The sequence below is a fragment of the Nostoc sp. FACHB-110 genome, from assembly GCF_014697425.1.
Lineage (GTDB): Bacteria > Cyanobacteriota > Cyanobacteriia > Cyanobacteriales > Nostocaceae > Nostoc_B.
In genome coordinates, this window is record NZ_JACJRU010000049.1 from 1 (window position 1) to 13,163 (window position 13,163).

Consider the following 13,163-nt stretch of genomic DNA (forward strand, 5'->3'; position numbering starts at 1 on the left):
CTTTTATTATTTATCGTGCTAGATGTTGATTCTAGTTCATATGTTGATGCTAAATTATCTTCTGGAGCAGCAATTGAAGTGTGATTTTCCAGTTGCGCTTGAATGAGTGTTGGTTCTATACTTACATTATTTGTTGTGCTAGATGTTGATTCTGCTTCATATGTTGATGCTAAATTATCAACTGCTGTCTTTTCTTGCTCAACAATTGAAGTGTGATTTTCCAGTTGCGGTTGAATGAGTGTTGCTTCTACACTTGTATCATTTGATTGTTTACTAGATATCGATTGTGATTCAGATTTTGTATGTATACTATCAATTCCTGATAATATTTCTTGATGAGCGACTGAATCATTACTTTCCAGTTGTGCTTGAATGAGTGTTGATTCTACACTTTTATTATTTATCGTGCTAGATGTTGATTCTGGTACATATGTTGATGCTAAATTATCAATTGCTGTCTTTTCTTGAGCAACAATTGAAGTGTGATTTTCCAGTCGTGGCTGGATAAGCGTTGATTCTACACTTTTATTATTTGTTGTGCTAAATGTTGATTCTGGTTCATATGTTGATACTAAATTATCTTCTGGAGCAGCAATTGAAGTGTGATTTTCCAGTTGCGCTTGAATGAGGGTTGGTTCTACACTTTCATTATTTGTCGTACTAGATGTTGATTCTGCTTCATATGTTGATGCTAAATTATCAACTGCTGTCTTTTTTTGCTCAACAATTGAAGTGTGATTTTCCAGTTGTGGTTGAATGAGTGTTGGTTCTACACTTTTATTATTTATCGTGCTAGATGTTGATTCTAGTTCATATGTTGATGCTAAATTATCTTCTGGAGCAGCAATTGAAGTGTGATTTTCCAGTTGCGCTTGAATGAGGGTTGGTTCTACACTTTCATTATTTGTCGTACTAGATGTTGATTCTGCTTCATATGTTGATGCTAAATTATCAACTGCTGTCTTTTCTTGCTCAACAATTGAAGTGTGATTTTCCAGTTGTGGTTGAATGAGTGTTGGTTCTATACTTACATTATTTGTTGTGCTAGATGTTGATTCTAGTTCATATGTTGATGCTAAATTATCTTCTGGAGCAGCAATTGAAGTGTGATTTTCCAGTTGCGCTTGAATGAGGGTTGGTTCTATACTTTCATTATTTGTCTTACTAGATGTTGATTCTGGTTCATATGTTGATGCTAAATTATCAACTGCTGTCTTTTCTTGCTCAACAATTGAAGTGTGATTTTCCAGTTGCGCTTGAATGAGGGTTGTTTCTACACTTTCATTATTTGTTTTGCTAGATGTTGATTCTAGTTCATATGTTGATGCTAAATTATCTTCTTGAGCAGCAATTGAAGTGTGATTTTCCAGTTGCGCTTGAATGAGTGTTGGTTCTATACTTACATGATTTGTTGTGCTAGATGTTGATTCTGCTTCATATGTTGATGCTAAATTATCAACTGCTGTCTTTTCTTGCTCAACAATTGAAGTGTGATTTTCCAGTTTTGGCTGAATAAGTGTTGGTTCTACACTTACATTATTTGTCGTACTAGATGTTGATTCTGGTTCATATGTTGATGCTAGATTATCTTCTTGAGCAACAATTGAAGTATTATTTTCCAGTCGTGGCTGAATAAGCGTTGATTCTACACTTTTATTATTTGTCGTGCTAGATGTTGATTCTGCTTCATATGTTGATGCTAAATTATCTTCTTGAGCAGTAATTGAAGTGTGATTTTCCAGTTGCGGTTGAATAAAGTTTAAATCTGCATTAGTAGTTGTTGGTACAATAATATTTGTATTATTATTGACAGATGAAGGGTTAATATCTTTATCTAAAATAAATTTCTTATTTTCGACAGGATAGTTTTTACTTTGAGAGGGTGTTTGAACAATTGATGTTTTAGTATGAGATTTTTTTTGTATATCTGAATCTGAACTAGAGGATTTAGAAGGAGTAAAGTTTGTTTGTGATTGAGTTTCTGACAAAAATGGTGAATCTTGAAAAGATATATCTAATATATTAAAATCTATTGAATCATGTTTAAAAAAAATTGATGGATCAAAATGAGACAATGATTTAGCCCCTAATGGCAACAAAAATTTAGGGCTAATTAATTTTTGTCCTAAAGGTTTGTGAGCTAGTAATGGGTACTTGATTCCCAAGTTTAGATTTGCTATTTCTGGTTCTGAAGGCTGGGAGCCAAAACCCGATTCCAGATTTTCTGTCATATATTATTAATTGCTAGAAAAGTATCCTGAGCTATCGCGTCCTGAAAGAATTGATGCACCGCCAGCTCTGGTTTTATCAACTTTTAAGCCTTCGTAAGTTAAAGTTAATTCTTCAATAGCTACTGTGTTAGAATCTGCACTTAAACTGGGTGCTTTCCAGGAAATAGGTACAGCACCAATCAATGTCCAGCACTGCATTGTTTCTCCCGCTTGATTAAAAACTAAAATATTAACGTTGCGTCGTTCTATCCCACCACTCAAAATTTTATTAATCCAATTCCAAAATGTTAAGTCGTTAGTAATGCCGCGTTTGAGTGTAACATCAGAAAAGTCGGCGGGATTTAACAATACTCTTTGTTGGTCATTAACACCACCTTCGGCAAATTTTTCAGTTTTAATATTTACACCCAAGCCTTGGCATTCTGTAAAGCAGGCACTAATATTACTTTCTATCTCTACATAAAATCTATTAGCAGTAACATAGTTTAATTCTCGGCTACTATTAACCATATTTTTATTCCTGACTAATTTTTGATCCGCTCTTTTTGCTGCTGTAAGTCTTCAATCATCATTCTATAAATTTTATCTGTTAGCTTCCATAGCATTTGCCGATCGCACATTACTTTTGCTGCTAACTTTGCTAATATTTTTTGGTTATCTTGATTATTACTATCGTCTGTCATTTTGAAAAACTCTGAAATAGACTTAATCTATCAATCAAATTTATCTGTTGACTATTAGCCAAAAGTCTACTTCTGCTGATTGAGTGGTACTAAACCCGCTTTTTCTAATAGTTGCTGTACTTCTGCGGTTCTCAGCATATCAGCAAATTTTTGCCCAATAGGTGGTCGGTTATTGTCGCCTGGGTATAATACAACTAATGGATAGCTAAGGGGATAACTACCTGTTTTAAAAACTTGAATATCTGGTTGATAACTACCTTTATCATCACATAAATCTGTGTTGGGATTTATTGATTTTCCATTATCTTGAATTAAAGTTTGAACAGCAGGTTTATTGCCATTAACTATAGCTAAAGGATAAGCAGAACACTGTCCAAATACTTGACTGAGTGTAGCAAAGCCAATACTTCCAATATTATCTTCTTCAAAGTCACTTAATCCTTGCCGCAGCATTTCTAATGTAGGTAAAGTAGTAATATTGACTATTGGCTCTGTGATTGATTGATTTGATTTCTGTTGTTGAATTAAGTTGCGAAATTCTGCGATCGCACTTTCATTTTGCAGTACCCTTTGCTCAAATATTCTTTGTAATTCTTTATCTTGCGGTACATAAAGCTTAACTTTTAATTTGGGTAAATTAGCACCGTTTAAATTTTTCCAATTAGTTACTTTACCTGTATATAAATCTCGTAACTGTTCAATACTAATTTGTCCTTTTAATGCTTGGGGTAAACTTTTATCCCGTTTAGCATAACTAAAAGCCACAAATACAACTAAACCATCATAAGCAAATTCTTGATGTCGTAAATCAGGACTAAATTGCTCAACCATATTTGCGATCGCAAAGTCTGATTGCCGGGATTTTACTTTAGCGATCGCCTGTGCTAATGTGTCTTCTGGTTGATAATTTAATTGTAGTTTAGGCTGACTTTCTTTTAATTTTGCTTCTAATGTTTGATTTTGCAATATTAAATTGCTTTGTCGGCGGATAAAGCTCCAAGTGCTATCTTTTTCTCCAGTGTAGTTAAAGGTTCCTGGAGGTACAGCAGGTACATTTTCTAAACAACAAACTACTGTATTTTCAACTGCAACTTCTGGCTGTCGTAGCTTCTGAATTATCCACCAGATTAATGTACATAAAATTAATCCACCAAAAATACTCAATATTATTGTTGAAGGACGATATAATTTGTTATTTGTCTTTTCTTCTGCTGCTTGAATAATTAATATTTCTTTAGGTAATAATGTAAAAACTTGTGATAATGACTGTCGGGCTTCTTCTGCATTAGCAAATGGTTTATCTAGCTCTAATAGTCTGAATAAAAAAGCCTTAAATGCTGGTTCTATTGCAGGCCAGTGTGACTCAATTTTTGGGTCTAGCGGTAGATAATTAACTGCATCGACTGTACTGCCTGCTAATAAGTAAAAAGCTACATATCCCAAAGCAACTAAATCTTGAGCATAAGTAATATTGCTACTTTTACTAGTTGGTAAATCAAATAAACGCTCCCAAATTGCTAAATCACTTACATAGATAAAAAACTCTGGGGTATCTGCCATAATTAGCAGACTATCAAGATTAATATTACCGTGGGCAATTCCCTGCTGCACTTGACCAGTCGGAAGACTAAATTTTTGACCGTGGAGAAATTGCAGAGTTTGTAATACTTGGTCAAGCACACGGTAAACATCCCTTTGCGACATAGGTCTGTTGATAATTGCCAGGTATGTTCTTAGGCTAGGATAAGCATCTACATTGCCACTAGTAACAAGATAGCAACGTTCGGCAACTGGGTCAGCGACAGCATCCCAAGGAAAATTTAACCGGATATCTTGAATTCTGCCATCAGCTAAACTCAACCCCGCTAAACGTTCAAAAGCTTGTTTGCAGTCTCTAGCTTCTTCCGCATTAAATACCAATTCGGGAATTAAATACTCTTTAATAATTGCTGGTTGTTGGTCAGCTAACTGAGTACCATGATATAAACGGCCCATACCCCGACTACCAACATAACTATCTATGCGGTATCGCCCTTTATAGCCGCGAAATTCAGTTTTTGGGACTAAAATCGTCGGAAAGCCGCAATTTTGGCATTTTTTAGCCGTAGGATTTTGTGCTAAGGTTTTTTGTGTCCATTCACAGCTTACAGGGTTTCCTGTCCAGCAACGATACTTGCGGTAAATGGAATCGACTGCTAAATTTGCTGGCGGTTGCAGATTTACAGTAATAGGAACAGTCTCAGGTTCTACGATTGAAGGTTGTTGTTCTTTTTGGAACCATCCTTGAGGAAGTTTGGCCTTGATTTGTTCATAAACCACGACTGAAACCTTTAGCGATCGCTGTTAATTGCCGCATCCTATACTAATTCTTGGGCAATAGACATTAGACTTTCCGCTAAAAAGTGAGATTCCTATCAAACTTTTTCAAAGTTACAATAAGCCCATAACTACCAGATGCAGTAATTTCCCCATGTCCCTCGCCAAAGAATTAGATGCTCCTCAATCAACCCCAGAAGATGTTATCCTTCCTCCAGGTGATTTATACAGCGATGAACCCCCCTTGGAAACAGAACTGCATCTAGAGCAGATTATGCTCTTACTTAAATGTCTTAAATGGTTGTGGCGAGACAAAAACGACTTCTACGCTGCGGGAAATCTGACTATTTACTACAGTTGGAATAAACGCAAAGATGAACACTTCCGGGGGCCAGATTTTTTTGTCGTGCTGGACACAGAACGCAGAACTCGCAAAAGTTGGGTAGTTTGGGAAGAAGAAGGGAAATATCCTAACGTAATTTTAGAAATTCTTTCGGAATCAACGGCGAAAACCGATAAAGATTTAAAGAAAAAACTATACCAAAATACCTTCCGCACACCCGATTATTTTTGGTTTGACCCAGAAACACAAGAATTTGCTGGATTTCATTTAGTTGATGGTCAATATCAACCCCTAGAACCAAACCCTCAAGGCCATTTGTGGAGTCAGCAGTTAGGTTTATATCTGGGAATTCATGAAGGATTATTGCGCTTTTTTACACCAGAAAGTCAATTAGTTCCCACTCCAGAAGAAGCCGCAGAATTTGAACGCCAACAAAAAGAATTAGCTCAAGCAAGAGCCGAAAAATTAGCAGCGAAACTGCGAGAATTAAATATCGATCCCGAAACAATTTAGAAACAACAGGGTAGGGAATAGGGAACAGGCAACAGTAAAATAGATAGCTCAAAAAGTTTTAACCTACATCCATACACCCCTAAACCCTAATTTGGTATATTATGCGAACGATCGCCGAAATTAACGATAAAATCAGCCGCCAGCGTGCAGTAGTTCTGACAGTTGAAGAAGTCAAAGCACGAGTCGCAGAAGTCGGCGTGAGCAAAGTTGCAAAAGAAGTGGATGTAATTACCACTGGCACGTTTGAACCTATGGAATCAAGCGGTGCAATTATTAACCTGGGACATACTGACCCCCCCATTAAAATTCGCCGTTGTTGGATAGATGGCGTACCAGCATATACGGGGTTTGGGGCTGTAGATTTATACCTCGGTGCTAGTTGTGTTGTTGATGTAATGGACGGCGAAGAAGTCCGCGAACGTGGCGGTGGTCATGTTATCCATGATTTGATAGCAGGTAAACAAGTCAACGTCAGAGCGCAAGGGCAAGTTACAGATTGTTACCCACGGGCAACCTTTGAAACGACAATTACCCGCGACACCATTAATCAGTTTTATTTATTCAATCCGCGTAACCTCTATCAAAATTTTATCGTGGGTGTGAATGGTGGCGATCGCCCATTATTTACCTATCTCGGCCCCTTACAACCCCATTTAGGTAACGCCGTCTACTCTAACCCTGGGGCAATTTCTCCCCTATTCAACGACCCCGATTTACAACTAATTGGCATTGGCACGCGAATTTTTTTAGGCGGTGGTGTCGGTTACATCGCTTGGGAAGGAACCCAACACTTTCCCTTACAAAAGCGGTTAGCCAATCGCACACCCATTGGCCCGGCTGCCACCTTAGCCTTAATTGGCGATGCAAAACAAATGGATGCTCGTTGGGTGCGTGGTTGCTACTTTAAAAGTTATGGCCCTTCCTTGATGTTGGGTGTGGGAATACCATTTCCTGTGTTAAACGAAGCCGTAATTGAACACTGTGCCGTGCAAGACAAAGATTTAGTCGCGCCCATCGTTGATTTTTCCATTCCCCGGCGCGTGCGTCCGACCTTTGGTTTAGTGAGTTACGCCCAACTTAAATCTGGGCGACTCACCATCGAAAATAAACCAGTGCGAGCTGCACCTCTAGCCAGTATGCTTTTATCTCGGCAAATTGCCACAGAGTTAAAACAATGGATTGCCGCCGGCACATTTACCCTAACAGAAGCAGTCGCCCCCATTCCAATGGAGCGATCGTTTTTACCCCAAGACCGTTGGACAGATTTTTAATTTTGATAAGTGAAAGTGGTCAGATCCCCGACTTCTTGAAGAAGTCGGGGATCTCGCAGCCAAGCAAAATTAATGCGATAGACCACTAGGAAAAACTGAAGGATGAAATTTCATACTTCATACTTCACACTTCAGACTTTTGCTACTCTTGCGGTGGCTTTTGTTTCTTTATCGGTTTAGGAGTAGGAGCCGCGCTTTTGGGTAGAGGCTTGGACACAGTAGAGGCTTCGCCACCACCGATTTTTTTAACAGGGCGTGGGCTGGGGCTGTCGCCAACGTTGCGTCTGGGCGGGAATGGGCGACGACCACCGCCACCACCACCACCGCCACGGAACCCACCAGGGCCACCTCTTTGGGGTGGTCGGCGTTTTTTGGGTAAATCCGCTATAGCTTCAGCCGTTTCTATGGCTAATTGATCACCATCGCGTTTTGCTTGAAAGTCCCAGAACTTGCCCACAGCTTTCGTACCTAGGACACCTTTAAGTTTTAGCTTAAAATATTTGGGTTTTTCGTCTTGTTTGCGAGCAGCCTGCTTAATTTTGACAACCAAATTCTTGTCATCAAAAGACTGGTAAACTACCTCGCCACGCACAGAAAAACCGCCATCGGGAATATCTGATGAAGGTTTAATGTCGTTTTTATCAGTTGCAGCATCCTCGGCTGGTGGTGCTTCATTATCTGCCGAATCTTGCGCTTGCTGTTTCGCTAGATTTTCTGGTTCCCACACACCCACAATTTGAATGTGTAAGGCATCGCTTTCTTGCTTAGTCCGGGGATAAACTACCCACAGATGATTTTTTTCTAAATCAAGGTGATTCTTAACTAAGCTCATAATTCGACCGAGCAGAACGGCTTGGAGTTCTACTCCATCTGCCGTGAGCAGCGTACCTTGGGTAAACTGTTCCTCGGTAGCAATATAACGACCCCGAACCAAACCAATAGCTCGATACTGCATTGGTTCGCTAGGGGGGGGAATCGGTTGCTGCCGATTGGCTAAATTTCCATCGTTAGTAGTCTCGCTAGGGTCAACACTCAAATTTTCAGCCAAATTTTCAGATTCCGAGACTGGGGCTGCTACTGTTGGTACATTAGCGGTTGTCTCTAAACTGGTTTCGGGCTGATTGGACTCAGACAAATTAGAAGATTCAGGCGAAGGCATCAGGTCGGAATTCATAGAAACTCCTTGCGGCGGAGACACATCCCATTGTGGGATTTTACTAAGGCTGCTGGAAAGAGCGTTTGTGCGGCTGATGAAAGTATATTTATTTCCACTCTCGTCACATCAAAGCACCCAAGACAACCTTAAAAACGCTAGATTTACATTTATACTCTAAATGTTTAATCTAACGTCTAGACACTAGTTTCGGAAGCATATCATAGGTACAACTCTGACGGCTCCCCCTAAAGTCATCACTTACTTTAGCAGTGGAAATAGTTATTTGTTATAAAATTCACAGACAATTGGCGGTATTCCGCACAGTTTTGGAAATTTTTCATTTCCGATTTGTCAAGGAGGCAGGAGGACAAAGGCAGAAGGCAGAAGGGAATTTCTAGAAATAAATAGAGCTTTAACAACAAAAGAGACTCTTGATTTGTGGTGCGACACGGTTCAAATTACATTTGTTGACTTTGTTCATAAATAAATTTTCTTTTCCTGCCCTTCAGGTGACGCTCCTAACGTCGCTAACGCTGACGCTAACAGCAGTTGCTTATGGGGGAAACCCCCAAGACCGCACTGCTTCACCTCCTGCCTCTTGCCCTGTGCCTTTCTTCATTCATAATGTCATTAGAGTTCTGGAGAATTACACAATTGTGTCTCAACCGCGTAATCGTTGGATAGTTCGGGTAATCTTGGGATTAGCAGTTTTAATGTTTGTGGGTGTATCTGTAATTCCTATATTCGGCGCGTTTAATAATACGACATCTGCAAATCGCAATTCTGCTACTCCTCAAGGCAACTTAGCTTCCACTGACCAAAAAACAAAATTGCAAGACGAAGTACGGGGTTATGAACTAGTTTTGCAACGGGAACCCGAAAATCAAACTGCTCTTAAAGGTTTATTACAAGCGCGGCTACAACTTTTAAGTCTTAACCAAGGTGATATTCAAGGCGTAATTACCCCCCTCGAAAAGCTAGCTCAACTGAATCCTGAAAGGACAGAATATGGAGTTTTGTTAGCTCAAGCCAAACAGCAAATTGGTGACAAGGAAGGAGCCGCAAAAGCTTATCGCACGATTCTTGATACTAAACCCGGTGATTTGAAGGCTTTGCAGGGTATGGTGGTACTGCTTTTAGACCAGCAACGCCCAGAAGCTGCTGTTGGCTTATTGCAAGACACATTGAATAATGCCAACCAAGTTAATACAATTACGCCAGGAAGCGTGAATGTAGTCGCTGTGCAGGTGCTATTGGGTAATGTTTATGCTGCCCAAAAACGCTATCCTCAGGCGATGAATGTGTATGACCAAGCTATTAAGAAAGACCCTAAAGATTTTCGCCCAGTTTTAGCCAAAGCTATGCTCTTTAAAGAACAGGGCAAGATGACACAAGCCAAACCCCTGTTTGATAGTGCCGCAGCTTTAGCCCCGGCTCAATATCGGGACGAAATTAATAAAGCTGCTATGGCTGCCCCAACTCCTACCCCTGCTGCTACTTCTGTGCCAGCAACGACACCAGCAGCTACGTCTAAGCCATAAATAAGAGATGGGGGGCAGGGAGCAGGGAGCAGAGGGGAGGAATTTTCCCCCTGCCCCCTGCTCCTCCTCTCCCTGCCTCTTCTCACGCTCCTTCTATAGCGGCGACAACACCAAAAATTAAAAACAAGCAACCGCCAATCAATGTCAGCTGACGTTCTGAAATGCGTCCGGCGATGAGCTTGCCACCAATAACTGCGATCGCGGCACAAATTCCATGTCCTACAATGGCTCCAGTAGTCACCCCAATCGGGTTATAACTAGCAGCTAACGCAATGGTGGCAATTTGGGTGCGATCGCCCCACTCTGCCATAAATGTTAATACAAAGGCTTCTGTTATAATTGCCCAAGGTGTTTTGCGCTTTGGTAGTTGTAAATCTGCTTGTTTGACAGCCGCTTCCGCTTCTTCTACCACATCGTTATTGCCAGCAGCCGCAGGCATTTTACTCGCGTCATACAACAGCTTAATCCCGAAGGCAATAAACAAAGCGATTTCGGCATAATGAATGTAAACTTTTGGCAGCAACGATGCAGCTTGCCCAAATACGACAGAAAGAATCGTCATTGCCGCCAACGCAGCTATCACTCCTGCAAATACTAACCGCCGCGAATGGTGCATTGCCAAAATCACAGCGATGAAAAAAGTTTTATCACCAAGCTCGGAAACGGTAATTAATAATAAAGCTGCGGTAAAAGCTGTTAACACTCTCTCAAGCTCCTGAAGAATTCTTAGCGATGTGAGCTTGAAGAGAGCCAAAAGACCTCACCAAGCTCACATCTTGTCTGTGAACTTAGTGAAGGTCTCGCTTTCAAATACTTATATATTTGACATCTGAACCAGGTTCATCACCAGTATGTTGATTCAGATGGACTGGCTAGAAACTTTTGCCAGTAGCTACTCCCCTTCGATTAATAGAAATATTACATCTATCTTAGATTAGAGTCAATTATGAAGTATGAAGTATGAAGTATGAAGTATGAAGTATGAAGTATGAAGTATGAAGTGTGAAGTATGAAGTGTGAAGTATGAAGTGTGAAGTATGAAGTGTGAAGTATGAAGTGTGAAGTATGAAGTGTGAAATTAGTTTGTCTTCTTCACTTTAGCAAGTTTCTTAGCTCGTGTAGTGCGATCGCCCCCAATCTTTCTTTACTTTACTGAGTGCTGAGTAAATACAAACTACTCAGCACTCAACACTTTTAACTCAGCACTTTTGCTGCCAAACCAACCAATCTCTCACTCAAATCCCACAAACGTTCAGCTTTTTCATCATCGCGTGCTTGGGGCGAAACTCTCTGTACAAAAGACTTGCCATCTTTTTTCTGACGATTTCCCCAACTCCAATAAGCACCAGATTGCTTGTATTCTGGATCAATCACCACTGCGGCTACCCGTTCACCAGCCAATTCCTGAGACACATATCCCCCAGTGATGTACTTTTGGAACAAGGGGAAGATTTTTTGGAATAGTGGATAGTGGTTGCGGAATAATGGTGTTTCAGCTACACAGCCTGGATACAGAGAAGTGAAGGTAATGCCAGTGGAATTGTGATAGCGGCGATGCAGTTCGCGCATAGTCAGCACGTTGCAAACTTTACTATCTTTGTAAGCTTTGACTGGTTCAAATTTTTTACCGTCAATCATCGAAATCGGTGCTTTAAACCCAGCCTCAAAACCTTCCAAGTTACCCAAGTCAGGACGTGGCGGAATTTTACCACCAAGTTCATCGGGGTTGTGGGTCACAGTTCCCAAAATCACCATCCGCTTATCTGCTGCTGAAGATTTTTTCATATCCTCCAACAGCAAATTACACAATAAGAAATGACCAAGGTGATTTGTGGTCATGGTTAACTCGTAACCTTCAGGGCTGCGTAAAGGCTCTTTAATTAAGGGCATATAAATTGCCGCATTAGCCACTAACCCATCCAAAGATTTACCACTGGCTCTAAAGTTATTCACAAATTGCCGCACACTGTCCAAAGAACCGAGGTCAATGTGCATGATGGTATAGCTGTCTTTGGGTATGCCCACTTCTTGAGCAGCTTTTTCTGCCTTTGCCAAATCTCGGCAGGCCATAACAACGTGCCATCCTCTGCGAGCAAATGCTTTTGCAGCGTACAAACCTACCCCAGAGGACGCACCTGTGATTACAACCGTTGACTTCCGATCCTGTGCCATTTCTCTTCTGACTCTGTTAATCGCCTTTTACTATCTTTTGGATCTTACATCACAGAGTTATACAGATTATCTATCAATTTTTGCTTAATACTTGTTAACAAACAAGCAGATAAATTTAGAGTTACAGATAGTAGTTATTGCGAAATATTAACTGTATATCGAAATTATAATGCTGATACCAATTTAATGTGAAGTTGCACATATCCTCGCCTTCAAAAGGGGGACTTTGATTCTTGTTCCCCCTTTTTTAGGGGGGTTAGGGGGGATCGAATTCTATGCAGCTTTATAAAAAATTGGTATGAGTATAGATTTAAATGTAGGCGATCGCTTCCATACTATTAAATCAAGCCTAACTTTTTTAATTAGCAAAATCTTCAATTGAAAACAGGTATAAATTTTGAATTTTTATTGAATTTCATTGAAATTAAAATGGTGGGGACAGCCCACCAATAAGGAATTATTTAATGTTTATTTTATAATAAATATTCTCTGGTATGGTGATGATTAAAAAACATTTCCATATCATATTCAATATTATCTAAGATAATCGAAAAATTAGTTCTATCATATTCACCTTCACAAAAAGTCTCCATATATAGATTGTTGCCTAAATTATCTATATATACTTTCATGAACATAAATAATAAATTTAATTCATTCACATATTCTAAAAGACTGACTCTACTAACATTTAAGTCACAAGAGTAAAGAATTCTAATTAATACGCCTCGGTTATGGATATGTTTAACTATCAAACCATGCTTTCTGGGATGACGACATAACAATAATTCATCCTCTTCTTCAACATGATAGCCATTAAATTCTAAATGGTTACGGTATCTGACTAAGGGGTGAGCTAAAGAGTCCCCGATATTAACTTCTGACATTGGCCTCAACCTCACAAATTTTCCACCCAGCTACACTGGTTAAAATTAGT

The 13,163-nt window shown here is 39.8% G+C and carries 11 protein-coding genes; 3 read left to right on the top strand and 8 right to left on the bottom strand.

The features are described from left to right. The 4 genes from H6G69_RS28905 to H6G69_RS28920 all read right to left on the bottom strand — a co-directional run. Positions 1–2,231 (bottom strand): hypothetical protein (locus tag H6G69_RS28905; protein WP_190692561.1); only part of this gene is annotated, 2,231 nt, incomplete at its 3' end. 6 nt (positions 2,232–2,237) lie between these two features. Then, positions 2,238–2,741 (bottom strand): phage tail protein, encoded by a 504-nt coding sequence (locus H6G69_RS28910; protein ID WP_190692562.1) that lies wholly within the window; start codon positions 2,739–2,741, stop codon positions 2,238–2,240. Positions 2,742–2,755: 14 nt separating this feature from the next. After that, positions 2,756–2,914, bottom strand: coding sequence for a hypothetical protein (locus H6G69_RS28915; RefSeq protein ID WP_190692563.1), 159 nt, complete (start codon positions 2,912–2,914; stop codon positions 2,756–2,758). A 66-nt stretch (positions 2,915–2,980) separates the two neighbouring features. After that, positions 2,981–5,233 (bottom strand): substrate-binding domain-containing protein, encoded by a 2,253-nt coding sequence (locus tag H6G69_RS28920; protein ID WP_190692564.1) that lies wholly within the window; start codon positions 5,231–5,233, stop codon positions 2,981–2,983. Between the two features lie 151 nt (positions 5,234–5,384). On the opposite strand from H6G69_RS28920, the gene H6G69_RS28925 reads away from it, so the two are divergent. Continuing rightward, complete coding sequence (locus H6G69_RS28925; RefSeq protein ID WP_190692565.1) at positions 5,385–6,086, top strand: Uma2 family endonuclease; 702 nt, start codon at positions 5,385–5,387, stop codon at positions 6,084–6,086. 101 nt (positions 6,087–6,187) lie between these two features. Beyond that, complete coding sequence (locus tag H6G69_RS28930) at positions 6,188–7,357, top strand: homocysteine biosynthesis protein (protein ID WP_190692566.1); 1,170 nt, start codon at positions 6,188–6,190, stop codon at positions 7,355–7,357. Positions 7,358–7,499: 142 nt separating this feature from the next. On the opposite strand, the gene H6G69_RS28935 is transcribed toward H6G69_RS28930, so the two are convergent. After that, positions 7,500–8,531, bottom strand: coding sequence for a hypothetical protein (locus tag H6G69_RS28935; RefSeq protein WP_190692567.1), 1,032 nt, complete (start codon positions 8,529–8,531; stop codon positions 7,500–7,502). 638 nt (positions 8,532–9,169) lie between these two features. Between H6G69_RS28935 and H6G69_RS28940 the strand changes: the two genes are divergently transcribed. Beyond that, positions 9,170–10,054: a tetratricopeptide repeat protein gene (locus H6G69_RS28940; protein ID WP_190692607.1), complete on the top strand. Its 885-nt coding sequence runs from the start codon at positions 9,170–9,172 to the stop codon at positions 10,052–10,054. An 82-nt stretch (positions 10,055–10,136) separates the two neighbouring features. On the opposite strand, the gene H6G69_RS28945 is transcribed toward H6G69_RS28940, so the two are convergent. From H6G69_RS28945 to H6G69_RS28955, 3 genes are all read right to left on the bottom strand, one after another. Next, positions 10,137–10,757 carry a TMEM165/GDT1 family protein gene (locus tag H6G69_RS28945; RefSeq protein ID WP_190692568.1) on the bottom strand — a complete coding sequence of 207 codons (621 nt, stop codon included), beginning with the start codon at positions 10,755–10,757 and terminating at the stop codon, positions 10,137–10,139. 491 nt (positions 10,758–11,248) lie between these two features. Next, complete coding sequence (locus H6G69_RS28950) at positions 11,249–12,226, bottom strand: protochlorophyllide reductase (RefSeq protein WP_190692569.1); 978 nt, start codon at positions 12,224–12,226, stop codon at positions 11,249–11,251. A 473-nt stretch (positions 12,227–12,699) separates the two neighbouring features. After that, positions 12,700–13,128: a DNA mismatch repair protein gene (locus tag H6G69_RS28955; RefSeq protein ID WP_313952331.1), complete on the bottom strand. Its 429-nt coding sequence runs from the start codon at positions 13,126–13,128 to the stop codon at positions 12,700–12,702. Between the last annotated feature and the right edge of the window lie 35 nt (positions 13,129–13,163).

Excerpts from the sequence above, each read along its gene's own strand:
- H6G69_RS28910 (WP_190692562.1), bottom strand. The coding sequence starts at position 2,741 with ATGGTTAATAGTAGCCGAGAATTAAACTATGTTACTGCTAATAGATTT.
- H6G69_RS28915 (WP_190692563.1), bottom strand. The coding sequence starts at position 2,914 with ATGACAGACGATAGTAATAATCAAGATAACCAAAAAATATTAGCAAAG.
- H6G69_RS28925 (WP_190692565.1), top strand. The coding sequence starts at position 5,385 with ATGTCCCTCGCCAAAGAATTAGATGCTCCTCAATCAACCCCAGAAGAT.
- H6G69_RS28930 (WP_190692566.1), top strand. The coding sequence starts at position 6,188 with ATGCGAACGATCGCCGAAATTAACGATAAAATCAGCCGCCAGCGTGCA.
- H6G69_RS28935 (WP_190692567.1), bottom strand. The coding sequence starts at position 8,531 with ATGAATTCCGACCTGATGCCTTCGCCTGAATCTTCTAATTTGTCTGAG.
- H6G69_RS28950 (WP_190692569.1), bottom strand. The coding sequence starts at position 12,226 with ATGGCACAGGATCGGAAGTCAACGGTTGTAATCACAGGTGCGTCCTCT.